The 25,816-nt window shown below is 42.9% G+C and carries 25 protein-coding genes; 7 read left to right on the top strand and 18 right to left on the bottom strand.

The features are described from left to right. Positions 1 to 100: 100 nt before the first annotated feature. The 6 genes from AC1U9Z_RS01055 to AC1U9Z_RS01080 form a co-directional block, all read right to left on the bottom strand. Complete coding sequence (locus AC1U9Z_RS01055) at positions 101 to 520, bottom strand: arginase family protein (protein WP_479955345.1); 420 nt, start codon at positions 518 to 520, stop codon at positions 101 to 103. Positions 521 to 756: 236 nt separating this feature from the next. Then, positions 757 to 1,605 (bottom strand): ADP-ribosylglycohydrolase family protein, encoded by an 849-nt coding sequence (locus tag AC1U9Z_RS01060; RefSeq protein WP_479955347.1) that lies wholly within the window; start codon positions 1,603 to 1,605, stop codon positions 757 to 759. Positions 1,606 to 1,626: 21 nt separating this feature from the next. Then, positions 1,627 to 2,223, bottom strand: coding sequence for a hypothetical protein (locus AC1U9Z_RS01065; protein WP_479955349.1), 597 nt, complete (start codon positions 2,221 to 2,223; stop codon positions 1,627 to 1,629). After that, positions 2,210 to 2,746 (bottom strand): cysteine hydrolase family protein, encoded by a 537-nt coding sequence (locus AC1U9Z_RS01070; protein ID WP_479955351.1) that lies wholly within the window; start codon positions 2,744 to 2,746, stop codon positions 2,210 to 2,212. Before AC1U9Z_RS01070 ends, AC1U9Z_RS01065 begins: the two co-directional genes overlap by 14 nt. 207 nt (positions 2,747 to 2,953) lie before the next feature. Further along, on the bottom strand, positions 2,954 to 4,195 hold the full coding sequence (locus tag AC1U9Z_RS01075; protein ID WP_333530663.1) for an MFS transporter: 1,242 nt from the start codon (positions 4,193 to 4,195) through the stop codon (positions 2,954 to 2,956). 96 nt (positions 4,196 to 4,291) lie between these two features. Further along, complete coding sequence (locus AC1U9Z_RS01080; protein WP_479955353.1) at positions 4,292 to 4,933, bottom strand: Vat family streptogramin A O-acetyltransferase; 642 nt, start codon at positions 4,931 to 4,933, stop codon at positions 4,292 to 4,294. Positions 4,934 to 5,074: 141 nt separating this feature from the next. On the opposite strand from AC1U9Z_RS01080, the gene AC1U9Z_RS01085 reads away from it, so the two are divergent. Continuing rightward, complete coding sequence (locus AC1U9Z_RS01085; protein ID WP_479955355.1) at positions 5,075 to 5,935, top strand: alpha/beta fold hydrolase; 861 nt, start codon at positions 5,075 to 5,077, stop codon at positions 5,933 to 5,935. A 163-nt stretch (positions 5,936 to 6,098) separates the two neighbouring features. On the opposite strand, the gene AC1U9Z_RS01090 is transcribed toward AC1U9Z_RS01085, so the two are convergent. The 6 genes from AC1U9Z_RS01090 to AC1U9Z_RS01115 form a co-directional block, all read right to left on the bottom strand. Continuing rightward, the gene (locus tag AC1U9Z_RS01090; protein ID WP_479955357.1) at positions 6,099 to 7,562 is read right to left on the bottom strand and encodes an Msr family ABC-F type ribosomal protection protein; all 1,464 of its coding nucleotides are present in this window, start codon (positions 7,560 to 7,562) and stop codon (positions 6,099 to 6,101) included. Positions 7,563 to 8,155: 593 nt separating this feature from the next. Beyond that, positions 8,156 to 9,241 carry a ribosome small subunit-dependent GTPase A gene (rsgA, locus tag AC1U9Z_RS01095; RefSeq protein WP_479955359.1) on the bottom strand — a complete coding sequence of 362 codons (1,086 nt, stop codon included), beginning with the start codon at positions 9,239 to 9,241 and terminating at the stop codon, positions 8,156 to 8,158. Positions 9,242 to 9,567: 326 nt separating this feature from the next. Next, positions 9,568 to 10,191 (bottom strand): GTP-binding protein, encoded by a 624-nt coding sequence (locus tag AC1U9Z_RS01100; protein ID WP_479955361.1) that lies wholly within the window; start codon positions 10,189 to 10,191, stop codon positions 9,568 to 9,570. Between the two features lie 4 nt (positions 10,192 to 10,195). Further along, positions 10,196 to 11,236 (bottom strand): CobW family GTP-binding protein, encoded by a 1,041-nt coding sequence (locus AC1U9Z_RS01105; protein ID WP_479955363.1) that lies wholly within the window; start codon positions 11,234 to 11,236, stop codon positions 10,196 to 10,198. Between the two features lie 219 nt (positions 11,237 to 11,455). Continuing rightward, entirely contained in the window at positions 11,456 to 12,352 is an 897-nt protein-coding gene (locus AC1U9Z_RS01110; protein WP_479955517.1) for a metal ABC transporter solute-binding protein, Zn/Mn family, read from the bottom strand. A gap of 534 nt (positions 12,353 to 12,886) precedes the next feature. Then, complete coding sequence (locus AC1U9Z_RS01115; protein WP_333530671.1) at positions 12,887 to 13,273, bottom strand: winged helix-turn-helix transcriptional regulator; 387 nt, start codon at positions 13,271 to 13,273, stop codon at positions 12,887 to 12,889. 176 nt (positions 13,274 to 13,449) lie between these two features. Between AC1U9Z_RS01115 and AC1U9Z_RS01120 the strand changes: the two genes are divergently transcribed. Continuing rightward, a complete protein-coding gene (locus AC1U9Z_RS01120; protein ID WP_479955365.1) occupies positions 13,450 to 13,740 on the top strand; it encodes a hypothetical protein in 291 nt (96 codons plus the stop codon). A gap of 196 nt (positions 13,741 to 13,936) precedes the next feature. After that, the gene (locus tag AC1U9Z_RS01125; protein WP_479955367.1) at positions 13,937 to 14,884 is read left to right on the top strand and encodes an SLAC1 anion channel family protein; all 948 of its coding nucleotides are present in this window, start codon (positions 13,937 to 13,939) and stop codon (positions 14,882 to 14,884) included. Between the two features lie 163 nt (positions 14,885 to 15,047). Here AC1U9Z_RS01125 and AC1U9Z_RS01130 read toward each other — a convergent pair whose 3' ends face one another. Beyond that, entirely contained in the window at positions 15,048 to 15,266 is a 219-nt protein-coding gene (locus AC1U9Z_RS01130) for a GNAT family N-acetyltransferase (RefSeq protein WP_479955369.1), read from the bottom strand. 273 nt (positions 15,267 to 15,539) lie between these two features. Here AC1U9Z_RS01130 and AC1U9Z_RS01135 point away from each other — a divergent pair, with 273 nt between their 5' ends. Both AC1U9Z_RS01135 and AC1U9Z_RS01140 read left to right on the top strand, forming a co-directional pair. Further along, positions 15,540 to 15,920, top strand: a complete 381-nt coding sequence (locus AC1U9Z_RS01135; RefSeq protein WP_333530674.1) for a hypothetical protein — start codon at positions 15,540 to 15,542, stop codon at positions 15,918 to 15,920. A 297-nt stretch (positions 15,921 to 16,217) separates the two neighbouring features. After that, entirely contained in the window at positions 16,218 to 19,298 is a 3,081-nt protein-coding gene (locus AC1U9Z_RS01140; protein ID WP_479955371.1) for an EAL domain-containing protein, read from the top strand. Between the two features lie 50 nt (positions 19,299 to 19,348). Here the strand turns inward: AC1U9Z_RS01140 and AC1U9Z_RS01145 are convergent, their stop codons facing one another. From AC1U9Z_RS01145 to AC1U9Z_RS01155, 3 genes are read right to left on the bottom strand one after another with little or no spacing between them, the layout of a single operon-like run. Continuing rightward, entirely contained in the window at positions 19,349 to 20,770 is a 1,422-nt protein-coding gene (locus AC1U9Z_RS01145) for a polymer-forming cytoskeletal protein (RefSeq protein ID WP_479955373.1), read from the bottom strand. After that, complete coding sequence (locus AC1U9Z_RS01150) at positions 20,770 to 21,447, bottom strand: anti-sigma factor family protein (RefSeq protein ID WP_479955375.1); 678 nt, start codon at positions 21,445 to 21,447, stop codon at positions 20,770 to 20,772. The genes AC1U9Z_RS01145 and AC1U9Z_RS01150 overlap by 1 nt, the downstream gene beginning before the upstream one ends. Before the next feature lie 2 nt (positions 21,448 to 21,449). Next, positions 21,450 to 22,025 (bottom strand): RNA polymerase sigma factor, encoded by a 576-nt coding sequence (locus tag AC1U9Z_RS01155; protein WP_442886061.1) that lies wholly within the window; start codon positions 22,023 to 22,025, stop codon positions 21,450 to 21,452. A gap of 226 nt (positions 22,026 to 22,251) precedes the next feature. Here AC1U9Z_RS01155 and AC1U9Z_RS01160 point away from each other — a divergent pair, with 226 nt between their 5' ends. Both AC1U9Z_RS01160 and AC1U9Z_RS01165 read left to right on the top strand, forming a co-directional pair. Then, positions 22,252 to 22,854, top strand: a complete 603-nt coding sequence (locus AC1U9Z_RS01160; RefSeq protein WP_333530916.1) for a class I SAM-dependent methyltransferase — start codon at positions 22,252 to 22,254, stop codon at positions 22,852 to 22,854. Between the two features lie 74 nt (positions 22,855 to 22,928). Further along, positions 22,929 to 23,420 carry a hypothetical protein gene (locus tag AC1U9Z_RS01165; protein WP_479955377.1) on the top strand — a complete coding sequence of 164 codons (492 nt, stop codon included), beginning with the start codon at positions 22,929 to 22,931 and terminating at the stop codon, positions 23,418 to 23,420. A 110-nt stretch (positions 23,421 to 23,530) separates the two neighbouring features. Here the strand turns inward: AC1U9Z_RS01165 and AC1U9Z_RS01170 are convergent, their stop codons facing one another. Together AC1U9Z_RS01170 and AC1U9Z_RS01175 are read right to left on the bottom strand one after the other, a co-directional pair. Beyond that, entirely contained in the window at positions 23,531 to 25,375 is a 1,845-nt protein-coding gene (locus AC1U9Z_RS01170) for a heavy metal translocating P-type ATPase (protein WP_479955379.1), read from the bottom strand. Between the two features lie 130 nt (positions 25,376 to 25,505). Beyond that, positions 25,506 to 25,727 (bottom strand): cation transporter, encoded by a 222-nt coding sequence (locus tag AC1U9Z_RS01175; RefSeq protein ID WP_479955381.1) that lies wholly within the window; start codon positions 25,725 to 25,727, stop codon positions 25,506 to 25,508. Positions 25,728 to 25,816 lie beyond the last annotated feature (89 nt).

Here is a 25,816-nt window from a genome sequence, read left to right on the forward strand (position 1 = left end):
GATAAACTTGATGTTATTGAATGCTTTGAATTGCCTGGCCAGAAACTGCGGGTTGGCGAGATTCTTGAGAAGCAGAAGGAAATTTATAAACACTTAGGTATTACCCCTCCGGCCTCGTTATGAGTTTCCGGGAATCCAGGTGATAATATTCTTTTGGAGTTGAAACATCAGGATGAGAATCTATCCAAATGACGCCGAGTTCTTTGCCATATTTACCATGAAGATAATCAAAAGGTGCTTGAGATACTAAGCAATTTCCACCAAAAGTAATGATTTTATCGGGTAATTCTTTTTTTAATACTTCTGCTGCCATACGCACATTTCGTTTAACAATAGATTGAGCAACCACACCATTTTCTTTTTCTAATTCTTCATTATTCGGTTCCTCAATATCCAGCTTTATCTCTTTTTGGTTATCATTTTTTGGAGCCAACCATGACAGTAATTCTGCACCAAAATAATATTCTCGCTTATTTCCCCCTTGCCAATCAGGGGCTATTAATCTTATTGTTTTAGCCATATTATCTACTCCTTTCATGGTTAAATCATAAATCCTATAGTAACTAAAGGGTCAATCATTTTCTTTTACCCTAATTCTAAGTTCTGTTACAAAGTCATCTTCTTCATAAGAAAAGTATCTGTTAGGGAAAGAAACCCCATAAACAGGGTCTTCGGTGAGGATGTTATTTTTAATGATGTACTCATATAACGTTTTGTAGTGCTGAAGTATTGAGATTCAGAAAACTGCACCGGAAGCTAAAAAAACAGTAACCTACACTCCTGCTCCACAAGCGTTTCGGCAACTTGATTTTCAAACAATGGAGGATATTTATTTTCAAAATCAACAAGTATTTTCATTAGACGCTCATCGAGATATCTAAGAGCCTGCTTTCTAATATTAGCTGGAATGCCATAATAGGCCTCGGCAATGCCACCAGCGATGGCTGCAAGGGTGTCGCTGTCTCCGCCAATAGAGATAGCATTGCGAATTGCATCTTCAAAACATGTAGACTCAAGAAACGACATAATGGCTTGAGGCACAGTACCTTGGCAGGTTCCATTAAATTCATAGGAGTCACGAATGCCGTCTAAAGTAAAATTCATTGGATAGTAGTGATCATTGATATAATCACGAATTTCAAGAATGTTTTTTCCTGTTTTGGCAAGAAATATCGCAACCGTAGTTGCTTCTGCTCCTTTTATTCCTTCCGGGTGATTGTGGCTAACTTCAGTAACTTTTTTAGGCAGTCGTTTTGCTTCTTCTATCGTAGATGCAGCAAAACCACAGGCACTAACCCGCATCGCAGCTCCGTTACCAAAGCTGTTATACGGCTGCGGCTGATCGGCATACATCCATCTGATAAACATACCGCCATAGCCACAATCTGGATAAGGTCTACCAACCTCTTGCATACATTTCACGGCAAGGTCACCTAATTTATTGTAATCACCGTCGCTGGCAAGAATAGCCTTTGCAACTGCCAGCGACATGATGCTATCGTCTGTTATGGAACAGCGGCAGGTTAAAAAATCAAATTCTTTTGTCTTGATATTGTTCCGCTCGAAGCGCGAGCCGACGATATCACCTATGATTGCTCCTAACATAAATGCCACCTCATTAACTTGTCATGCAGTTTGTGCTTCGTGCAGCAGGCTCATCTTCAGTTCATAATAATACGGGCTCATATTCAAATCGTGTTTATGCGGGTTTTCAAACCGCTGCTCTTCTTGCCAAATTTCGCTTTCCAATTGTTGCTTTACATAACTGCGAATCTTATCTAGACTGCGCGCTTGATCTACCCGTTGCCCAGCTTTCACCACAAGCTGCTGTAATTCTTTCACGGTGCAGTTGGTGAAATAGCGGTTTTTCCAGGGTTTCTCTGGATCGACATAGCGGTAGGGTTTGTCCAGATCCACGGCTTCGTCCGCCCTCGTAATCAGGTCTGCTACCGCATTTCCTTCCTCGCAGTAGACGCGATAGACCTTTTTAAGCCCCGGATTGGTAATTTTCTCAACGGTTTCCGACATCTTGATCCTTGATACAAAGATGCTATTTTGTTCCACGGCAGCAAGCTTATATAACGCACCGAATACCGGGTCGCTTTTGGCCGTAATCAGACGCTCTCCCACGCCAAAGCCGTCGATGCAGCCGCCTTGGTTGATGATGGAAGTAATTGTATATTCCATCATCATGCTGAGATTCCGCTTATCAAACTGAGTCATCGTCTTTTCCTACGATCACTTCAATCTGACAGGCCTTCATTGCATCCAGTGCATTTTGATGGCTTTCCAAAGTCACACCTGCACAGCAGGATGCATCAACCACCAGGGGAACCTCTGGCATTTTTGCTTTTAAAATCAGTGCATTTGATATCACACAGATATCGGTACAAATCCCGATCAGCTCGATAGACTGTATTTCCTCCATCCCTGCAATCAATTCAGCAAGCTCTAGTGAACCGAAAGAGGGCTTTTCAATCACCGGACATCCGCTCACATACACCCTTGGCGAAATTTCCCAGCCAGGCGTTCCCTTTATGCAATGCTCAACAGGCAGCTTTTGTCCTTCTTGTGTTTTAAGATAGGCCTCGGTATGGGTATCTTGCGTATAAATGACGATGTCACCGGCTGCCAAATAACTGTCAATCTTTGCTTTCACAGAATCAACAATCTTTACAGCTTCCTTCGTGCCAAGGGCTCCATTAATAAAATCATTTTGCATATCAATGACTACCAGAACCTTCATTCTTTAATCCCCCTTGCTGTTAACATTCTTATTTTCTTTAGTTTCACACTTTTATCTGCACCAATTGCTGCAACACCTTACGATACTTCCCTACCTTGTGTTGATTCTCCATCTTCCAATGAATTCATTCCTTGCATATGCGAAACCCGATCTCTTAGTACTTGTGCAATATCTGCATTCATCGTGATTGCTTTATTTTTTATTATCTCAAGAGTTTTCCTCCCCTGCTTTATCCACCTTTCGGGGAAGGATCAGCAGGGCACTAATCAGCGTAAGCAAGAGAAGAGCGATGCCTGAAACATAAAACCACAAAGATACACCCTTGTTTTCGGCAATTGGGCCTGCTATGAGCAATCCCAAAGGCATAGTCGCTGAACTGAGGCTTCCGATAAGGGAAAAAGCACGCCCCATCTTATCCGGGGAGATGGTTTCCTGCATATAGGCCACATAGGGTATATTATACAGGTTGCTGCTGGCTCCAAGCAGCGCGCACAATGCCGCGAACACCCAGAACCAGCCCATCCCCGCAGGAAGCAATCCGCATAATAACGAGGATATTCCCATACCCATAAGCCCCACATGGATGACCGGAAACTTGTTTTTGATGGCACCATGCCTTCCCAGCAATATAGCACAGAGCATCATGCCCCCCGCATAACTGAAGTTGATCATGCTGGCATGCCAAGCGTCGGCGCGAAAATAGTCGCTGGTCATGAGCGGATAGTAGGTGGATAGGGGTGCGTAAAATACCATGCCGAGCAACGTAGCTGCCGTTACGATAAACAGCTTTTTGTCCTGCCAGATAGCCGCCGCGCCTTCCTTCATTTCATAGAAAAAGCGTGGCCTTTGTTGTGTCTGCCGTTTTGGATCGGGTATTTTAACCAGTGCTACAGTGACGCTGGCCACAAGCGCGCCTGCCAAATCGGACAATAATATGATCCAAAGGGGCAGGGCGGCATACATGGCCGCGCCCAGTACAGGCCCTAGCAGAAAAGCACCCGACTGCATAAACTGGCTCCAGCTGTTGGCGCGCACCAACTCCTGTTGTGGCACCAGCATGGGCATCGCAGCTTGAATGGCTGGACTGTGAAACACATTGCCCACTGCCCTAATGCCCAGTACCACACAAACTGACCAATAGGGTGGCTGATCATATAAAAAGAACAGGGCAAAAACAAGGGCTGCCAGGCCAATGAAAAGGTCTGCCGCTATGATGACGGTTTTACGGCTGAGGCGGTCGATCCATACACCTACAAAAGGGCCGAGAATAAGCTGGGGTAAAAAGGCAAACACGCCGGCGATGGACATCATGATCGGTGACGCCGTTTCACTGGCCAGCCACCAGATCAGGGAAAACTGCACAGCGGCGCTGCCTATCAACGACACCGTCTGCCCGCCGGCGATGGTGAAGAAGTCCCGCTGCCAATTATTTTGTTGGTACTGATTCATAAGTATTTGCTCCTTGTTTTCAAGCACTTCTCCCGCTGATGTTGAGAAAGGCGCATCCGTCTGCGCTGCCAGCAAGCATATATGCTGTTTCAAACCCTAATCTATTAATTTTTTCAGCGTAGCAGCATCATTAGCCGAGACCAATTGCTCAAGGTTGTCAAATATCTTTTTCTCATCCCAGTTCCACCATTGCAACTGCAAAAGCAATTGAATCACTTCATCATTAAACCGCATTCTGATAAGCTTAGCAGGATTACCACCAACAATCGCATAGGACTCAACATTTTGTGTTACTGTTGAATTGGCGGCAATCATAGCACCATCACCAATCTTAACTCCCGGCATAATCGTAACATTCTGCCCGAGCCATACATCATTGCCAATTACAGTATCACCCTTAAAAGGCAACTGTTCGATTGTAGGCGTTACCTTTTCCCAGCCCCCACCGAAAATATTAAATGGATATGTTGTAAAGCCAGTCATACGGTGGTTCGCCCCATTCATCATAAAGGTTACTCCCTCGGCAATAGCACAAAATTTCCCGATAATCAGTTTGTCCCCTAAGAATTCATAATGATGCTGGATATGGTCATAGAAATTCTCCGGGTTGTTATGATGATCACTGTAATAAGTATATTCCCCAATCTCAACATTGGGTCTTTGGGGTAAATTGCTTATATAGCAAACCGTCGTTATACTTTCATTTGGATAAAGTTTTTTCTTATCTGGTCCAGCCATAATGACCCTTCTCCCTTTTTGTTAATAAATAAATTATAGCCCGGCTTGGAATGATTATATAACAAAAGCCGTCCCTTGGTATTTGTCTTTGTAGTAAGCAATGATCCGGTTTTCCTAAAAACTGAGGTGTAAAAAGAAATAATGATTAATAACTCAGAAATAAAAAGTAAAAGATTACATCTAAACGGTATTTATGTTAATTGCTATACAGCAGGGGAGTCTGGGACACCGGTTATTCTGCTGCATGGGGCAGGTGTTGATTCTGCCGATATATCCTGGGGTGAAATTATTGTGCCGTTATCAAAACAGCATCGTGTGTTTGCCCCTGACCTGCCTGGGTATGGTAAAAGCGACAAACCTGCTGATGTCGAATATTCAATGGCTTTTTATGTAGAGATATTGGAAAGTTTAATTGAATCTCTCAATCTTACTCAAATATGCCTAATCGGCCTTTCCCTTGGTGGTGGGATTTCCATTGCCTATACACTAAAGCATCCAGCACAAGTTGAGAAACTTGTCTTGGTCGGGGCATACGGACTATTTAAGAAGCTTCCTTATCATCTGTTGTCATATTGGTATACAAAAACATCACTGAATGAATTATCTTACCGGCTCACAGCTAAGAGCAGAAAACTTGTCAAACGGACGCTGTTATATGGTTTGTTTGGTAATCCAAAGAATCTTTCAGATGAACTGGTGGAAGAAATATATCAAGCACTAAAAGATCCTGGTGCAGGCAAAGCCTTTGCATCTTTCCAAAGAAGTGATATTTCCAGCCAGGGTTTGCGTTCAAATTTAGCGGCAAGGTTGGCAGAAATTAAAGTGCCTACATTAATTGTCCATGGGACTAAGGATTATAGTGTTCCTGTGCTATATGCACAACAAGCACATCAAATGATCAAAGGCTCCCAACTTTATCTAATGGAAGGGTGTAAACACTGGGCCCAAAAGGAGAGGCCGGAAGAGTTTAGCCAGGTAGTCTCTACTTTCTTATCATCGTAGACCAGCTCTTTTGGTAGTCTTTCTTTATTCCAATACTTCTGTTGTCCCAGTTCTTCATTGATTCTCTAAGAGGGAAAAACATGGTTCGCACTAATAACCAACACCAGAGATACCACTTTGGGCAGTATCTCTGGTGTGGTAACAGTAATATCCCAGTCACACACTAAGCCTTCTGAATAATCTTTTCATCCTTGATTTCATAAACTATATCGGCTGCGTTCTCCAACAAACGGACATCGTGCGATATGAAAATGATTGTACCGGCGTAGTTTTTTATCAAATTTTCTAGTGCTTCCATAGCAGGAAGATCGAGAAAATTGCTGGGTTCATCCATGAGCAAGATGTTATATCGCCCCAGCAGCATTTTAGCAAGCTGTAATTTAATGATTTCGCCACCGCTTAAAACAGCTAACTCTTTGTGTACATCAGGAGGAGAAAACCCCATAGATGCCAGTACAGCGCGAATTTCAGACATCTGGTAATCACAGTTTTCCACCATAAACTCCATAACAGCTTGATTATGGTCAAACTTGTATCCGTTTTGGGCAAAGTAGCCGATTTCTGCCTTAGGCGATATGGAGATGCCATCTGCACGATCTAGTATCATTTTGAAAAGCGTGGTTTTACCTGTTCCATTGGCACCTGTTACCGCAATCTTGGCCCCCAACGGAAATTCGAAAGATGCTTTATCAAAAATGACCTTATCCCTAAACTGTTTGCAGATATCTTTTCCCGTGATTGGGAATGGGTTGTGAAGTTCTAAGGATTTACTCTGCCGGAATTGAACAGAACGAATGGCTTCGGGAGGCTTCACCTCACCAAGGGATTCTATTCGATGCTCCATATTTTTAGCAGCATGATGGAGCTTCTTTTGCTTGCTGCCCATCGTTTTTTGATGACCAAGTCGTCCGCCACTTTCAGAGCTGTTTTTTCTTGAAGCTCCCTTCGCCTTTTGGACAATATTCCGAGCCTGACTCTTTTTTTCGGTGATTGCTTTCTCCAGCCGGTCTCTTTCAGCGGTAAACTGTTTATATTGTACAGCCCGGTTTTGCCGTTCTTCCTCCTTTTGGGCCAAGTATTCGGAATAGCCGCCCCAATACTCGGTAATCTTTCCCTCTTTCAACTCCCAAATCTTATCGACAACGTGATCAAGGAAATAGCGGTCATGACTTATGATGAACAAAGCACCAGAGTAATATTTAAGCTGGTTGATCAAAAAGTCTATACCATCCCGATCCAGGTGACAGGTTGGTTCATCGGCAAAGATACCATGTACCTCGCCTGACAGAGCCTGTGCAATTTTAAGCCGGGTTTCTTCACCACCACTCCTATATTCCCCTTTTAAACTGTCAATGCCCAGCTTGCCCATTAAAGCGTAATCCTGCACCTGTTGGATAGCTACTTCATCCAGTTGTGGGATGTAGGTAAAATTACCCTTCCGAACAATTTTGCCCTGTGCTATAGGGCGTTCACCTAGCAGCACTTTTAGCAAGGTGCTCTTTCCTGCTCCGTTCGCACCTACCAGACCGATCCGATCATAACTATAAAGCGCCAAATCATCAATATCTAAGACAGCGCGGCCCATATATTCCATGTAAATATCTTTTGCTTTTATCAATAATTCCATCATGGTTGCCTCCTTCAAAAATCGCAGTTTTCTCTTCGCAGGCTAGCCTGCGATTTAAGAAGCGAGGACTATATAAAAAAGAAGTACCAATGCATATAGCGCATAGTTTAGCTCCTTTCTTCATTTATTTAGCTAAATCTCGGCAGCTACACAGAGAAGTGCAATTCCTCTGCTGCAAACCCTAATTGTATTTGGCCATAAAAAAATACAGATCAAAAGCCCCTCATGCGGGCTTCGATCTGCATTTATCACGAGGAAGAACACGGCTATAAGGCACAGCAAAAAAAGCTAGCCTAATCGCCATCTATGTCTACATACGTAATAATAAGCAACCCAAAAAAGCCCACAGTTGTGGATAAAAATCAGCTTTTTTATTGCCAGCTTATCGAATACGCATGGCGTGCAACATAGATAACGAGCCTCCTAATAATGAATATATTGAATCATAACATTGACGATCCCACCTGTCAATTCAGTATGACAACCGCTCCCGTATTGAATTTCCATTTTCTGTTCCTTTCTATAACCACAGGATTAGTGATCCGTGAATTAATAGACTAGTCAAGTCGAGAAAGCATTAAATTTATTTTTATTTATCTTTTTTTCCTGCTTTGTTCCTGAATAAATTTCCTGGCGTTTTTCATACCACCCATGCCGGAAAACATCCTGTTGATTTTCTCTGTTTCAATCTGCTTGGAGGTTAAACCCTCATATCCTGCTTCTTTTTTTAGTTTAAGATAGCTGTCCAACCGTTCCCTGGTGATTGTACCCTGTTGGATAGCCCTTTGGATTGCACAGCCTGGTTCGCTTCGATGGGAGCAGTCACGAAATTTACACTGTTCAGCCAGCCGATCAATGTCTGAAAAGGCTCTGGCTAAATCAGCATTTTCCAACCCCAGCTCTCTCATGCCAGGTGTATCAATAACGATTCCCCCATCTTGCAGAACAAGTAATTCTCGCCGAGTGGTGGTATGCCTGCCCTTATCATCTTTGCGGATATCATTGGTTTGCAGCAATTCCTCCCCTGCCAGACGATTGATCAGGGTAGACTTACCTACCCCTGATGAGCCAATCAAGGCAACGGTTTTCCCCGGCTGCACATAGGAGCGAATACTACCGTAGCCGTCCCCAGACATTGCTGAGGTAACCAATACATCCACACCAATGGCCACAGATGAAACCTCTGCCATTTTTTCCTCCAGGTTAGGGCAAAGGTCTGCTTTGGTTAGCACCACCACGGGAAGGGCTCTGCTGTCCCAGGCAATCGATAGGTAACGCTCTAACCGTCGCAGATTATAGTCCTGATTCAGGGCCATGCAGAGAAAGACGGTGTCAATATTGGCAGCAACAACTTGCGTCTCTTGCTCCATGCCTACTGCTTTACGTTCAAAGGAGCTTTTTCTTGTCAGCACCTGGTGAATGATGGCATTGCCACCTTCATCCATACTACGGTCCAGCATAACAAAATCGCCTACCGCTGGATAATCAGACAAGCGGCTAGCCCCATAGCGAAACCGACCGGATACTTCAGCAAAGACCTCACCATGGGGTGTCACTGCTTTATATAAATCCTTATATTGGGAACAAATACGCCCCAGCACTAAATCTGGATACAGAGTTGCCTCTTGCAAAAAACGTTCGCTAATGCCGTAACTTTTTAAATTGTCTTTATGAAACACGTTATACCCTCCTCAAAATGATGAAATCACCCTTTGGGAGGTTTAGGCAGCTATTTTATCTTCCACAAACCTCCCCATTAACCACAATTGTCACAATATCCATCATTTTGTTCAAAATAACATCTCCTTTCATAAGAGCTACCTCTAGTATATTGGTTTTTCTATTATTACGCCAGTGAGGAAATAACATGACCACCGTCATTAAAAGGGGGATTGATAATGGGTGGCACCGGATATGGTGGTGGAATGAACTTCTCCTTTATTATATTGTTAATTCTTATCCTGCTGTTCTTGGGGCAGGGTTTTGGCACAAATTGTGCTAAAGCTTACTTCAGCTTTTTTAAGATTAACCAATAAAGCCGATATAACCCCGGCACAACGGAACAACGTTTAACTAACTTTTTTACAATGTTATACTTACCCGCTTGATTAATCTGTTTATACCACAACACCCAGTCATTACCCGTTGTTAAACATCCTTTGGGTTGAGTCTTTTGAATCCACTGTTGCAACGCTTTACTCCCTTCTCTAATCCAAAACCCCTGACTGGTAAGAACCATAAGGCTAAAGATTTCTTCCAAGGGTTTTCCCATGACTTCCCAGGTCGGTCCATGAAACACAGACATACCGTTACCTAACTTAATTTCTCCCCTTGTGTCCATAATATCCAGGGCATGCAGTAATTCGCTGGCAGGAGCCATGCCGTTTAATTCAATTATTATCCGGTCTACGCCTGGCATATGGATAAGTTTCCTGACTTCTAACAGGTTAAAGCCCTTTTCCCAGTCCCGTATTGCTACCCTGTTTCCATAATCACCCAGTTCAGCCTCTCCCCATTCGGTCTGGATAACAAGAATTCGTTCCTGAGTAAAAACTTCTTGTATTAAGTTATTTATTAATGTCGTTTTACCCGAGCCTAAAAAACCTTGTACAACATCAACAACCCTCATAAAACTATTCCTCAAATGATAGGCGCAGCTGTTCTACCTTCAGGTTGACGCCGATAACCACAGCTCGTCCGGTTAGCTGAGGCGTGCCACCTGCTATATCCCAGTCACCGCTTACATACTCAAAGTGAAGCCATTCGCCATTCCCCGGAACAATTCCCTTTGCCCTCAGAACCTGTCCGTATTTTTTGTTTTCTTGAAAGCTTGATAAAATTCTTTGCAATGAAGACGCATTGAACTCCTTTGGGCTTTCCCAGGACCAACTGTGAAACACTTCTGCAGCGTTATGTCCGTGCTGCTCGGAATGATCACAGCTACAAGAATGGCTATGCTGCTGGCAGCCGCAGCCCGGAACGTGGTGATGGTGCATTTCCTCATGACAATTACAGACACGCTTAATACCCGGTAGTTTAATCAAAGGCGATAGGCCCTTGGTCAAAAAAGTTTCTATCGGTATGTTAGCCCTTAGAATTTGACTGCCCGCTAACTCTTCCCAGGGAGTTGTTACCCACCGGGCGTTTGGATTTAAGGGTTTCAGCACCTGCACAAGCTCCTGAATTTTTTGCCAGTCCAGGCCCTTTGTCTTACTAAGGATTAGGGTCTGAGCATGCCTTAACTGGTCCTTAAAGAATTCACCAAAATTCTTTAAATAGATAAGACCCTTCCGGGCGTCCACCACTGTGAGGATATGATCAACTATTAATTTGTCTTTGAAGACCTTCTGCTCCAGAATACTGAGAATCTCAGAGAGTTTCCCAACGCCTGTAGGCTCAATGATGATGCGCTGGGGCTTCACTTGATCTAAGGACTCCAGCAATACCCGGGTAAAATCACCCTTTAACGAGCAGCAGATGCAGCCGGAATAGATCTCTTTCATTTCTACGTCCTGTTTGGCCAAAAGCGCCCCGTCGATCCCCACCTGACCGTATTCGTTCTCCAGCAGGAAAATCTTTTGGTTTTGATACGAATCGCTCAAGAGTTTTCGGATTAGAGTTGTTTTCCCTGCACCTAAGAAACCAGAGATAATGTCTACAGGTATCTGAGTCATTCGTGCCCCCCTCCTTAAGCAACTTTTAATAATCCTGATAAATATACGGCTCAGACAGTGCTTGTATTTTTTTAATAGCCTTCATTTTTAACTCACCGAATAGACGGTACATTCCTTCCTGGGCGTAAATATTCACGTCCGTGCTTGGTTCGTTTAGTAGCAATCGCTCTGGGTCAGATGCCTGAGATGAGCAATCTCTAAACGGACCTGCTTGTTCATTTATACAGCTCCCAGGGCAATTTTTAAATTTTTAAGATTTTCCCGCATGATAGAAAGATAATCTTTACCTGCGGCGATATCCTGATCGGATAAACTTTCAATTGGGTCCAGCACCAGGGTTTGGCCCTGCAGTTCAGAAGCAATCGTCTCGGATACTTTGGAACTTACCAGTGTCTCAAAGAAAATATATTTGATATTTTTTTCTCGGGCCAGTTTTATTACAGCAGCCATATCCGCAGGGCTGGGTTCACTTTCAGCAGTAAGTCCCCTTACCGGAACCTGGATTAGATTGTATCTTTTGGCCAGATAACCAAAGGCGGCGTGGGATGTAACAAATTCTTTTAACTTAGCAGTGGCCAGGCCAGTTTGGTATTCTTCATGGAGCAGATCAAGTTCTTTTTTGTAAGTCTCCGCATTAGCCTCGTAAGTGCCTTTGTTCTGCTCATCTACCTTTACTAAACCAGCCAAGATGTTATCTACCATTACCTTAGCATGAATAGGGTCAAGCCAAATGTGTGGGTCCTTGCCGCTATGATCATGGTCATGCTCCTCGTGCTTATCGGTTTCCTCTTGCTGGCGATCCTCTTTGTTAGCTTCTTGATCATGAGCATGTTCTTCTCGGGGTGTGTCATGATCGTGTGGGATTCCTGCAATTAATTCAATGTTTTGACCGGCAAGAATAACGGTAACCTTATTCTTGTCAATAACGTCCAGCACCTTGTCAGCCCAAGGTTCAACGCCTGAACTACTAAGTATTAAGACATCCGCCTTCGTCATTTCTGCCATGTCCTGGGGACTGGGCTCCCAGTCGTGTGGTTCGGCCCCGGCAGGTATAATATTTTTTACTATTATTTTTTCACCGCCAACATGCTTGGCAAAGTCAAAAAGCGGGTAGATACTGGTATATACTTTTAGCTGCTCCTTAGAACCGGAACTTTACTCAATGGAATTAGTACCGCAACCTCCGATTAAGATAGCGCTAAAGAATAAAAAAACAACCAATAGAACGGATTTCTTCAAAATTTGTCTCCTCCTTTAATCCATAATTTTTTCGCACTTGTCCCGTAACGGATTAATTAAACAACCCGTCGTTCAAAACACCACCCCTCAATAAGAATAATTCCTATTTAGTATTTATTATTATTAACATCAACACCAATATATGTCAAGTTCTTAACGGTAATTTAAGGAAATTTTAAAAAAGATCCATGGAATAAAACAACCACCCTGTTTAAGTGGTGGCTGTACAACTATTCGGTCGTTATATTTACAAGAGAAGAACCCTTTTGAAAACGGTAGTTCCCTCTCTAAGTAATGATTAGCTGCTGTTTGATAACTACTGGGCCTGGGTATAGACGGTTAGCTAATGATCTCATCAAAATTATATTTCATCATGCTTCTCCCCCAATCAATCAACATTGGCTTCCAAAATCACTCAGCCTTGAAGTTGTAATCACATTTTTGACATTGCGAAAGGATATGCTGGCTATCCTCTTTGTGGTATGCGCCCGACCATCTGCAAATGCTTTGCAGGATGGGTACAACGGATTTTCCCTTATCCGACAGGCAATATTCCACTCTTGGCGGGATTTCATTAAATTGTTGTCTTTGAACGATTCCGTCTGCCATCAACTCTTTCAAAGTCGATGCCAAAACAGCGTCTGTGATATTTGTCATTTCCTTGCGCAGAGAGCTATAACGTAAAACCTCTTTCTCTGCCAGAACACAGATAATCCGCGACTTCCATTTCCCGCCGAAAACTTCCAAGCCATATTCCAGTGGGCAACGAATATCTTTTGCTAACTTAGGCTTATACATTTTGTACAACCTCCTGTAGCGTAATTATAAAAGGCATGCTGTACTAGCAGCAAGTAACTATGAAATTTATGAGTTACTCATGAATTTGCTAATATATTCTTCTTCCGAAGTCCTTTGACTATAATCAAAGTAAGCTCGGCCACAGGAGCCTTACAAAATCCATTTAGGAGGTTATAATGAAAGTCAATGCATATCTGGAAATCACGATGAAAATCGAAGCCGTTAATCGTCCCGCAGCAGCAAAGGTCTACGCCGATTACCGCGAGCCTTTCCTCAAGACGATTGAAGGTGCTCTAACGAAGGACTTGTTGATCCGTGACGAGGATGTTCAGGTGTTACACGGTTTTGACAGCGTGGCACAGGCACAGGCATACTTGACCAGCGAGATGTTCCAAAATGATGTGTTTGTTGGCCTCAAGCCGCTATGGAGTGCCGATCCCGATGTGAAAATATACGGCGTGGCCTAACCTCTGCTCTCACAAAGTTGTGTCCGATAAAACACGTAAGAAAAGGAGTCTGTTTCGATAAACGATGACAGCTCCTTTTCTTTTATTGCTTTGGGTTGTAAAAAATATGTCTTTTTCAGTGGCCTTGGTCCGTTCCTGATGTACTATATAGATAATCGTTATAGAAATAAATACTTTTATTAAGGGGTGATTTATTTTGGGTCAAGGGGTGCAATTTTTTCCGATTGGGTTATTTGCCAGCGTGATGGGGCTATGCGGATTGTCTATTGCCTATCAGCGGTTTGAGCAGGTCTTTGGGCTGCATTTAGGAATTGGTCTGCTGCTGCTGGTGATAGCCTATGTCGTGTTCGCGGTGGTCAGCGCTGCCTATTTAGCAAAACTGGTTAAACACACGAAGGAAGTGGTGAATGAATTTAATCACCCGGTCAAAGCCAGTTTTTTCCCGGCTCTATCTATCAGCCTGCTATTATTGAGTATCGGCACGCTGGAGGTATCCCGTGAAGTGGCTAGGTACTTATGGATCGTTGGCGCGGGCCTGCATTTTGTCTTTACTATTATCATTATGTCCCGCTGGATTAACCGCAGCTATGAGATTGCTCACGCTAACCCAGCCTGGTTTATTCCCGTGGTCGGTAATATTCTGGTGCCGATCGCCGGCGTAGAATTTGCCCATAAAGAATTGATGTGGTTCTTTTTTAGTGTGGGTCTGTTTTTCTGGCTGGTGTTGTTTACGGTAATATTTTACCGTATCATCTTCCATAGCCCCCTGCCACCCAAGTTAATGCCTACGCTGTTTATTTTGGCTGCCCCCCCGGCGGTGGGATTTGTTGCCTATACAAAAATGACAGGTGAGATGGACGGTTTTGCCCGCGGTCTCTTATATGTGGCGATTTTCTTTGTCTTTTTGCTATTCTCAATGGTGCGGAATTTCATGGGACTGAATTTCTTTGTATCCTGGTGGGCTTACACTTTCCCCATGTGCGCTGCGACCATTGCCACTACTCAGGCCTTTAAATTTACCGGCCTAGCCCTGCTCGGGTGGCTGGCAGCTATTTTTATAGCCGTAACCACTCTAATTACCGCGATCGTAGCGGTTCAAACGATAAACGCTTTTCGTCAAAACACTGTCTGTGTTCCGGATTAATCAAGGGCTTACCTAGAAACAAAAAGCAAAGAGTCCCAGCAAAAATTGCCGAACCCTTGTCATTAAAGTCTTTTGAGAGAATGGTGAAAAAAAGATTTTTTGCGGTTAGGCAGAAAGTATGATCCTCTGCTTTTCAAATTGAAATTTATACGTTAATAAAATATTATCCTAAATTACAATCAAGTATCATCTGACTATGAGGGATTCCATCTTCCAGGAATTCTTCTGAAACTTGTCTAAAGCCTTGCTTTTCATAAAGCTCTTTTGCATATGTCTGTGCTTCTATTTTTATAGCAGCTGCCCCCAACCTATTCTTTGCAACCTTTATCCCTTCTGAGAGGATTCTGCTGCCTATCCCACATCGTCTTTTTACGGCAATCACTCTGCCGATTGATACTTCGTCAAAGGAGCAGCCTAAATTCCTATTTATCGTATGCTGTAATAAACTTTGAATCCATCATAGCACGCTTTACGACACGAAAAAAGATATAGCCCTCCTTGGCGGAAAGGCTATGTCTTTTGTGTTTTGTTCGATATATCTATATCATCTATCCAATTAGGAGGGATTCGAACTGGCACAAGCCATTTTTTGAATTTAGTGTATTATTTTATATGATATAATATTCTAAATGTTTATGAATTGGGTGACGTTGCCATGTTCATTCGAACCAAGGTCTTTAAAAATAAAGACGGTTCCATCAGAACATATCGCCAACTGGCAGGGTCTTATCGTGACGGTAAGAAAAATCGTCAACGGATTCTTCTGAATCGAGGTCGCCTAGAGGAATTGCAGGAAGGTCAAATTGACCGTCTTATTGAGCAGTTGGCACGTTTTTCTCAAGAACAGTGGAATAAGGTTACTATGACTGAAAATGCGGATGTCCGTTGGATGAAACAATGGGGTTCGGAAATTATCTTTCGCCATCGATGGCAGCAACTTGGCCTTGGTAATATGTTAGATGATGGAACTATAAACAGTAAGGGTACCATTTTATCCCGGAAGGGATGTAGTGGTATGTTTTGCTGTTTTCTTTAATTTCAAGGGTTCGCACCTATCTCATTTCAAACGTGAGTTTTAGCCCCTTTCGGCAGAAGGATACTCGATGAAAGGGTTTCCAGAAGTCTTATTAATGAATTTGAAAATGCATACAGGCTGATGATAAGATTGTTAAAATCATATCAGGTTGCACCTGCGGCTGGTAACAATTGTTCCATTTAAAATACACAAAAAATGTCGATGAGGAAAGCAGAGGAGCAAACAAGCTGTCCGCGTGTCTTTGGTTCGCCAGCAGCTAACAAAAAGACCAAATCATGAAAGATGGAGAGATGTTTTATGAATCAAGTACCTTTGCTTTTTTCGTTGCTATTCTTCTCTGCATTTGCTATTTATTTACTCTTTGGCTTATATATCATCTATATGAATCCGAGGAGAAGTCTTAATCGAATGTTCTCGGCAGTATGCATTTCCTTATGTTTTTGGTCCATCGGTTTTTCCGTTGCAAATTCTGCACCGGATTTGGAAACATGCTTATTGTGGAGACGGATCTCCGCCCTCGGCTGGGGAACCGCCTATAGTTTAATGCTGCACTTTTTGTTATTACTTACCGGCGCAGAATGTTCCCGCAAACGTTGGAGACTTTGTGCGCTTCTGCATCTGCCCGCGGTTGTCTGCATCTATGCCTTTGCTGCTTCGGGAAAGATTACGGCAGTTCAGTATAATTTGGTAAAGCTGGATAGCGGCTGGATTAATATAGCGATCCAGAATGGATGGACCACATTTTTTCAGATTTATTATGTTGGCTATGTCCTGGCCTGTTTGGGGGTCATTTGGCGATGGAGGCAAAAAGCCTCTAACCAAACTATCCGCAAACAGGCAAATATTCTCTTACTCTCAATGGCCGCGGCTCTATTGCTGGGAAGCCTAACGGATGTGATTTTAAGTGCTGCCTTAAAGGGTTCGCTGCCACAGATGGCCCCAGTGTTTACCCTGCTGCCAATTGCGTCAATATACTATTGCATGAAACGTTATGGTTTAATGGGGGATGTTTCCCAAAATGAGGACGATTTGATACTAAGCGGCGAGACCCGTTCGAAACTGCATTTTTACTTATCTTTTGCGTTTTTGGCAGGAGGCTTTACCGGCGCCTTAGCTTATTTTTTACCCCACATGGTGCAAGGAGAAAAAAGCCTGAGGACAATGCTTAATGCCAGCGTATGGCTATTTTTCTTAGGTGCAATTACCCTATTGTGCCAACTAATTAAAAATAAGAAAGTAAAAGAAACCATTGTCTTAATCGCAATGCTTTGCAGCATTCCGATCATAACTTTGCAATTTATTGATTTTGCCGGGATAACGGTCTGGGCTTTCCCCTTGGTTTTAATGATCATTTCCTTGGTCTTCGGTACAAGAATTCCTTTAATTGCGCTTATGGCTGTATCCGTTGCAACTCAACTTTTGGTTTGGATTAACAGCCCCGAAGGGGTTATCCAATTGGATAGATTTGATCACATTGTAAGAATCAGCATCTTTCTGATTGCCTTTTGGGTTGGTTCTTTTGTAAACAAGACGTACATTAAAAGAATAAAAGAAAACATCTATCAGATTGAGTTTCAAAAACTTATCTCCGATATCTCTTTTAACTTTATTAGTGTTAATCAGATAAACATTGATGAGAAAGTTAATGATATGCTGTACAAGATAGGCCATTTCTTCCAGGTTGATCGTGCCTATATTTTTTTGATTAATCGGAAAAGCACCACAATGACCTATGCCTATGGATGGTGCAGCGAGGGGATCAGCCCCGAAACCGAAGCCATTCAAAATGTGCCGACAGATGTATTCCTCAGGTGGCTGGAGCAGTTAAGCACGGAGAAACTGGTCTACATAGAAGATGTAAGGAAGCTTCCCGATGAGGCTTCTGCCGAAAGGGAACTGCTTATTGCGCAGGGGGTCAAATCTGTAGTGGTTATACCGATTGAGGAAAATGGGGAGCTTCTGGGGTTTATGGGCCTTGATTCCGTGCGGTTATTTAAAAGCTGGTCACGTTATCATATCGAATTGCTAAGGATTTTATCCAATTTATTGGCGGATGGACTTATCAAGATTAACTCAGAAAAAGAGATAGAATATATGGCATATTATGACCAGTTGACGGGGCTCCCTAACCGCACGCTGTTTTCTGACCACCTTGCTCGGGCCATTCAGCTTGCTAAGCGAAATGAGAAGTTTATCGGCGTTATATTCATGGATCTGGATAGCTTTAAAATGGTGAACGACACCATGGGGCACAATGCTGGGGATACTTTGCTCAGAGCAGTGGCACAGGGGTTGGCGCAGCGCCTGCGAAAAACCGATACCGTTGCCCGTTTTGGCGGAGATGAATTTCTAATTTTAGTCAATCACTTTGCGGATAATGAAGATGTTATTAAGGTTGCCGATACTATCATGAAAATGTTTGAGCATCCCTTTGAAGTGCAAGGGCAGGAATTTTTCATTACCGGGAGTGCGGGGGTGGCAGTATATCCCTTTGATGGTGATGATGCCGAAACCTTGATAAAAAATGCCGACATCGCCATGTATATAGCAAAATCTAAAGGAAAAAATCAGTATGAACTGTGCACGGCGGAAATGAAAGACGAGGTAAAGCAAAATATCAAGATATCTAACAGTCTGTACAGGGTACAGGAGCGAGGCGAGCTAACCGTTTATTATCAGCCCCAGGTCAAGCTGCAAACGGGGCAGATTACCGGCCTGGAAGCTCTGTTACGCTGGAATCACCCGGAGATGGGTATGATACCGCCTAATGTTTTTATCCCGCTTGCGGAAATGAACGGCACCATTAACAGTATTGGTGATTGGGTGTTAAAAACGGCCATAAGCCAAAATAAGCGATGGCAGGAAAAAGGATTCCCCCATCTGCGCCTGGCTATAAACCTGTCCATTATTCAGTTCAGAAATCCTTATTTTGCCGAAAATTTAGATAAGCTTATAAAAGAAATCGGATTGAATCCCAAATGTATTGAGCTGGAGATTACAGAGAGTGTCGCCACGAAAGAAGCTGGACACATCGTAGATACATTAACTAAACTCAAGCAGCTGGGGGTATCCATTTCTATCGATGATTTCGGGACGGAGTATTCTTCCCTCAACCGGTTAAAGGTGCTCCCCATCGACCGAATCAAGATTGACATGCAGTTTGTTCAAGGTATTGAAAACAGCGAAAAAGACCGTGCTATCACTAAAGTTGTTATCAATCTGGCCAAGAGCTTGGGATTGGAGGTGCTGGCAGAAGGCGTAGAAACAGCACGGCAACTCGACTTCCTCAATCAAAAATTATGTGATGAAGTACAAGGATATTATTATTACAAACCCATGCCCGCCGAAGAGATTGAAAAGCTTTTTCTGCAGCTTTAAAAGACTTTTTTATGATGAAGGGCCTCCAATATGGCTGCCCTTCATCATACTTATTCGTTTTTCGTATCTCCACCATCGATAGTTATCGGTGTTTCTTCGCTGGATTTTTCTATTGGGTTGTCTTCCTTTTTTTGTTTCCGTGACTGACGCCATAGGGACCAGCGATCCCTAAATCGTGGGTACCAAATCATCGTTACACTCCCCAGACCCATAATGCCAAGAACCAGTAATACCAGCCAACCCAGCAGAGGAATCCACACCAGGTGAGCTACCAGCAGGATACCCAACAGCATTTCCTTTACTTGGGAGAATTGTTTTAGATCAAAGGCGGAGCTAACCTTACGTCCAATCTTAAGGCAGACACCAGACATGCCTACCAGGGATGCCAGGACGAGGGTAATCCCCAGTGCAATGGATATTGGAATACCAATGATCGTGATAAACAGAAGAAATACCAAAGGGATACCCAAAGCAGTTGAGACAAATCCAAACCATAAGGTCTTCAGGGGTCTTAATGTGATATTCTCCATGCTGGCTGCCGCATCATTCGTAAAGAAACCATAGGTTATGAACAAGGCGGCCAGGATGCCCAGTAAGATCGGCAGCCAAAGCAGGAATAGGAATGCTTTATTCTCGTCTTGAACCACAACCCTTTCCATTCCATCGTAACGGTTGGCAGAATTGTAATGGGAAAGATTAGCTCCTGGGGTTTCGGCCTTAACAATCCTGATGGCTTTATTTTCCGTGTTCATAATCTTGCCTAGTACATTGGCACCTGGTTCCATGACCACCGATTCAGTGCTTGTTAGCACATCGCCATGAATGATGGCCGTGGAGCGTAGAATAATTTGCTTACCAGTGACCTTACCTTGTATGCTCCCAGCCAAGTCCAAGCGGCTTTCCTCTGAACCGGCATTACCCATAATCGTTGTCCCAACAAAGGTTTGAATATCCTCGCCGGTAACATTGCCATATACAATTCCTTGGTTTCTGTTTTCTATTTGCGGATCGAAACTATAGTTTGGGTTTCTTTCGTGTTCAGCACGCATGTCGGGTGCCAGAATTACTTGGGAGCCTTGCACATCTTGGGTAACTGTGCCACCATAGATGGCCACCATTTCTTTGGCCACAATGGAGCCAACCCGTGCATCCTGGTAGATGCGAACTTCCTTCGCTTCAAGGGTACCCATCACCTGACCATTTCTTAATTTAACCCGTTTAGAAGGTTCTTTTAGTTCATGGATAATTTCATTTGGGTTGCCGAGGTATTCCCATTGATTTACGCTTTCTTGTATGTCCGGTGGGGCGGCTGTTTCCTCTTGCCACATTTCTTTACTGGGTAGATTTAGGCTAAAGGATATTTCCTTGGCCAGTTCGCCTTTCTCTAAAAAACTAAAGGCTACAGCCAGGGAGATCATAGCCAGGAGCAACGTAAACCATTTGAAAAATAACTTCAAATATCTTTTAATCACTAAGTCCTCTCCTCTCCGTGGTCGAAAAATATTCTTGAGCTTATAAAAGCAGTTATCATAGCAATAATTGTCCAGGCAATCACTGCCAGTATCGTAAATTCAATTACTTTTTGGTATGTTGTGGCCTTCGTCAAGAATAAAAGTAATTTGCTAAGAAATTGGCCGGTGGATTGATCCGGTAGGGTAAATACGGAACCCCAGGTTGAATAAAAAGTTTGACTGCACTTATTGCCAGCCAGATTGATCGTTGCGTAGAAACCATGCCACATCTTTGCCACACTCTGCCACACTAACAAGGGGGTTTCCTGCCAGGTATATTTTTGACCCAGGTAAATGACCCAGGTGATGACGCCAAGTATAGAAAAGGAAACCAGAAGAGGAATTCCCTTAAGCATAAAATCCCACCAGGAAAGTTCATGGTTTGTTTCTTCTATCGAAACTTTCTGGGAGTTTGCCAGGGGTTGGATTGCCGCCATGATATTTTTTGTTAAATCTTCCGGAACGGGTTCTCTGGGTAGTTGAACCAACAGACGATCTAGTTCATCGTACCCTTCCCATAACGGTTGGCACTGGCTGCATGTTTCTAAATGCTGTTTAAAGAGTTTTTCTTTTGGTTCGGATAACGGATGATCTAAATATTTCGTTGCATCACGGTGCGTCCATTTACAGTTTTTCAACGCTAATTCCTCCCCTCCTTGGACAAATTTAACTTTTTGTGTAGTACAGCTTTGCCACGATGCAGCAAGGTACCGACAGTCTGTACCGGGAGTTGCATAATTTCTGCAATTTCCTGATAGCTAAAGCCTTCCATATGCCTCAACACAATCACAGTCCGATACTTTACGGGTAATTCATCAATGGCTTTTTGCAGCCCTAAAAGCTTTTGTTTAGCCTGGTAGATTTGTTCCGGGTTGCTCTGTCCATTAGTGGAAAGGGGTGACAGATGTTCTGTGTATTCAGGTACTGTGTTCTCGCGTATTCTTTTATTACGCCGATAGCGATCCAGACAAACATTGATGGCAATTCGATAGAACCAACTGGTAAAGCGAGCTTCCCCGCGATAGCTTGGCAGTGCTTGATATAACTTAATAAAGGCTTCCTGGGTGGCATCCTGGGCCTCTTCCCGGTTGTTAAGGATGCGGAAGGCCAAATTATAGATGCCACTCTGTGTGAGTTTGACAATGGTTTCATAGGATGCTGCATTTCCTTGGATTGCCTGGTCAATCAGGCCTTGGGCTATATCTGGTGTTGCAATGGCCTTCCGCCCCCCTTTCCTTCTTTTTGCTGATCCGTATAATTTGACGGAAGCATCGTTTAGATTATTTCACCTAAAAAGAAAAATTCAAGAAAAATGGGGTGGCAAATTAATCCAGGGAAAATCTTAATCCATTCTATTGTTGAAGAAGGAATCTGGATTGCAAAATTGAATACAGAATCACATCGGAATATTCGTAAAATTATAGGGGGGTAAAAATATGACCATGATAGAGGAAGGTTATAAGAAAAGATATAAAGCAGGTAATACTCCTTGGGATCTTGGCCGACCTGATTTTAACCTTATTCAGACTGTAACCGCTAGGGCCATAAAGCCATGCCAAGTACTGGACATTGGCTGCGGAACAGGAAGTAACTCCATCTGGCTTGCCCAAAATAACTTTGCTGTAATAGGTATTGATACCTCAGAGATTGCCATCCAGAAGGCTGTTGAGGAGGCTTCGAACAATAATGTCACTTGTACCTTTCTGGTGAATGACATCCTTTTAAACAAAATTGAGGGGTCTCCATTTGGCCTTGCCTTTGACAGGGGCTGTTTTCATTCATATAATTCGGATGAAGAACGGAGGATTTTTGCAGAAAAAGTGGCTGCTCATTTAGAAAAGGATGGTCTGTGGCTTAGTCTGGTTGGCAACGCGGACGAACGGCGTGATGTCCCAGGGCCACCGCAGCGTTCTGCCCGGGATATTGTTAACTCAGTGGAACCCTACTTCGAGATCCTTTCCCTGGTTTCGAGCCATTTCGAATCAAACCATCCAAGTCCCCCTAGGGCCTGGGTTTGTCTAATGCGTAAAAGACCTATTGCATAAATGTTTGGCTATTATCATTGGCAGCTAGCTAACCTAATCCCCTTACTATACTAAAACTAAGGGAGTGGGTACGAATGGAGGAAACGTTAAAACAGATTTTCGAACAATTAGCCCAGATAAATGGTAAAGTGGAAAGCTTAGAAAATAACATCAATAGTAAAATGGAAAGCTTGGAAAACCGTATAGATGATAAAATGGAATGCCTAGAAAACCGTATAAACGGGAGAATGGATAACTTAGAAAGTCGTATAAACGATCGAATGGACGGTTTAGAAGACCGTATGGATGAGAGAATGAACGGTTTAGAAAACCGTATGGATGGGAAAATGGAATGCCTGGAAAATCGTATAAATGTAAGAATGGACAGTGTAGAAAACCATATTGAAAAGGGATTTGTGCAGGTAGACCAAAGGTTCCAAAAAGTGGAAGTGCGCCTCGACCGGATAGACGAATCAATAAAGCAGGTGCAAACAGCTTCCTTGGAACTTCTATCTGACGTTAAGGAAATCAAAGAGTATAACGCCAATTTGGTAATGGTTCCAGCCTCAAGGATAAAAACGGTATAAAATATTTAAAGGGGACTGACTAAAAGGTCAATCCCCTTTTTGCACGATCGGAGGTTTCTAAATTGTACCGATAGCGTACTTAATAATAATCCAGGGTTATCGACTACCCCTTATAATTTTTTAACGTTTAATGCCCTGAAGGAATTTAATACTGCGATGATCGTAACGCCCACATCTGCAAATATTGCTGCCCACAGGGTCGTTATTCCTAAAGCACTCAAAACGAGAATCCCTACTTTTATACCTATAGCAATCACGATATTTTGCCGGGCAATTCCTAGTGTCTTTTTTGAAATTCTTATGGCTGTGGCAATTTTAGAAGGTTCATCGGTCATGATTACAAGATCTGCAGCCTCAATGGCAGCATCGGAACCCAAACCACCCATTGCAATACCAATGTCTGCACGGGCTAAAACAGGGGCATCGTTAATACCGTCACCCACAAAGGCAAGTTTACCCTTTTCTGATTTCTGTAACAATAATTCTTCTACCTTTTCCACTTTATCCCCTGGTAACAATTCGGAATATACTTTATCTATACCAAGTTCCTTAGCAACCTTTGCAGCAACCGCTTGTGTGTCACCTGTTAGCATCACAGTTTTCTTAATGTTAGCGTGCTTAAGTTCCTTAATGGCCTGTGCTGAGTCGGCCTTTACTTCATCGGCAATAACGATATAACCAGCATAAATATGGTCTATTGCAACGTGCACAACAGTACCGATAAACTCACCTTCATAGTAAGGCATATTCATCTTTTTCATGAGCTTACTATTTCCTACCAGGACCTTTTTTCCGTCGATCGTTGCAATAACACCATGACCTGAAATCTCTTCTACATTTGCAATGCGTCCACTGTCAATTTCTTTAGCATAGGCCTGTTTGATAGAATTGGAAATTGGGTGGTTAGAGTAGCTTTCTGCATAGGCAGTGAGCTCCAGTAGTTCCTCCTGAGATACTCCCTTTGCATGAATCTCCTGTACAAGAAATACACCCTTGGTAAGGGTTCCGGTTTTATCAAATACAATAATCTCAGTTTCTGCTAATGCTTCTAAATAGTTACTTCCTTTTACTAATACTCCTTTTCTTGATGCCCCACCAATTCCGCCAAAGAAACTTAAGGGGATGGATAAAACCAGGGCGCAGGGGCAAGAAACCACAAGAAATGACAATGCCCTATATATCCAATCCCCAAAGGTGGCACCCTCTAGAACCAGTGGTGGAATAATGGCAAGGAAAACGGCTATTATAACAACGATCGGAGTATAATACCTGGCAAACTTCGTAATAAATTGCTCCGAATGTGATTTTTTATTGCTTGCATTTTCAACTAAATCCAGGATCTTACTTACGGTAGATTCCTCATACTCCTTTGTAACCTTAGCTGTAATAACTCCATTCAGGTTAATGCAGCCACTTAAAATATCACTTCCCACTTCTACTTCACGGGGAACAGACTCGCCGGTAAGGGCGGATGTATCAATCATTGACTTTCCCTTAAGTACGATACCGTCAAGGGGGACTTTTTCTCCTGCCTTTATAACAATAATGTCGTCAGTTTGTACCTCATCCGGGTCAACTTTTACCAGTTCCTCTCCTCTTTTTACATTGGCGTAATCCGGTCGAATATCCATCAGGCTGGCAATGGATTTTCTTGACTTATCAACCGCATAGCTTTGAAAGAGCTCACCTACTTGGTAAAATAGCATCACAGCAACACCTTCTGGATACTCCGCAATGAGCATTGCACCAATGGTGGCCACAGTCATTAAAAAGTTTTCATCAAAGGCCCGACCCTTAATAATGTTTTTACAGGCTTTTATTACAACATCCAAACCTACCACGATATAACTGAGTCCATACAAAGCAATCTTAAACCATTGGTCACTTGGATTCATTACCGCTGCTGCAATAAATAACACGGCCCCAAAAAGAATTCGCCAAAGACGTTTTTTCATTACGACACGACCTTTATGCACAAATTTTCCCTGTATTGGACGGAGATCTTTAAATAATTACATGAATAATTGAGCATTCATTCATATATAAGGCTAAAAAAGATTACCTATCTTTCGTTGAACACCTTTATTATGCCTTTTTCAGTATGGTATCTGGTTCAAGGTCTTTAATGATTTTTTCCGCCGCCTGTATAATGGCGACCATCTTTTCAGCTTCACCCTCAATCACAAGTTTGCGGGTCATAAAGTTAACAGTAGCTTCTTTAACACCATCCAGTTGACAAATGGATTTCTCCATTTTGGCTGCACAATTTGCACAATCTAAACCTTCCAGAATAAATTTCTTTTTCATAATATTTATCAGCCTCCTATGTTTTTGCATCGTTTGAATACTTGCTTATATGTTCATGTTTAAACCTAAAAAATATTACCTCCTGTTAG

It is taken from the genome of Desulfotomaculum sp. (genome assembly GCF_982386235.1).

Excerpts from the sequence above, each read along its gene's own strand:
- AC1U9Z_RS01055 (WP_479955345.1), bottom strand. The coding sequence starts at position 520 with ATGGCTAAAACAATAAGATTAATAGCCCCTGATTGGCAAGGGGGAAAT.
- AC1U9Z_RS01060 (WP_479955347.1), bottom strand. The coding sequence starts at position 1,605 with ATGTTAGGAGCAATCATAGGTGATATCGTCGGCTCGCGCTTCGAGCGG.
- AC1U9Z_RS01065 (WP_479955349.1), bottom strand. The coding sequence starts at position 2,223 with ATGACTCAGTTTGATAAGCGGAATCTCAGCATGATGATGGAATATACA.
- AC1U9Z_RS01070 (WP_479955351.1), bottom strand. The coding sequence starts at position 2,746 with ATGAAGGTTCTGGTAGTCATTGATATGCAAAATGATTTTATTAATGGA.
- AC1U9Z_RS01075 (WP_333530663.1), bottom strand. The coding sequence starts at position 4,195 with ATGAATCAGTACCAACAAAATAATTGGCAGCGGGACTTCTTCACCATC.
- AC1U9Z_RS01080 (WP_479955353.1), bottom strand. The coding sequence starts at position 4,933 with ATGGCTGGACCAGATAAGAAAAAACTTTATCCAAATGAAAGTATAACG.
- AC1U9Z_RS01085 (WP_479955355.1), top strand. The coding sequence starts at position 5,075 with ATGATTAATAACTCAGAAATAAAAAGTAAAAGATTACATCTAAACGGT.
- AC1U9Z_RS01090 (WP_479955357.1), bottom strand. The coding sequence starts at position 7,562 with ATGGAATTATTGATAAAAGCAAAAGATATTTACATGGAATATATGGGC.
- AC1U9Z_RS01100 (WP_479955361.1), bottom strand. The coding sequence starts at position 10,191 with ATGAGGGTTGTTGATGTTGTACAAGGTTTTTTAGGCTCGGGTAAAACG.
- AC1U9Z_RS01105 (WP_479955363.1), bottom strand. The coding sequence starts at position 11,236 with ATGACTCAGATACCTGTAGACATTATCTCTGGTTTCTTAGGTGCAGGG.
- AC1U9Z_RS01115 (WP_333530671.1), bottom strand. The coding sequence starts at position 13,273 with ATGTATAAGCCTAAGTTAGCAAAAGATATTCGTTGCCCACTGGAATAT.
- AC1U9Z_RS01120 (WP_479955365.1), top strand. The coding sequence starts at position 13,450 with ATGAAAGTCAATGCATATCTGGAAATCACGATGAAAATCGAAGCCGTT.
- AC1U9Z_RS01135 (WP_333530674.1), top strand. The coding sequence starts at position 15,540 with ATGTTCATTCGAACCAAGGTCTTTAAAAATAAAGACGGTTCCATCAGA.
- AC1U9Z_RS01140 (WP_479955371.1), top strand. The coding sequence starts at position 16,218 with ATGAATCAAGTACCTTTGCTTTTTTCGTTGCTATTCTTCTCTGCATTT.
- AC1U9Z_RS01160 (WP_333530916.1), top strand. The coding sequence starts at position 22,252 with ATGATAGAGGAAGGTTATAAGAAAAGATATAAAGCAGGTAATACTCCT.
- AC1U9Z_RS01165 (WP_479955377.1), top strand. The coding sequence starts at position 22,929 with ATGGAGGAAACGTTAAAACAGATTTTCGAACAATTAGCCCAGATAAAT.
- AC1U9Z_RS01170 (WP_479955379.1), bottom strand. The coding sequence starts at position 25,375 with ATGAAAAAACGTCTTTGGCGAATTCTTTTTGGGGCCGTGTTATTTATT.
- AC1U9Z_RS01175 (WP_479955381.1), bottom strand. The coding sequence starts at position 25,727 with ATGAAAAAGAAATTTATTCTGGAAGGTTTAGATTGTGCAAATTGTGCA.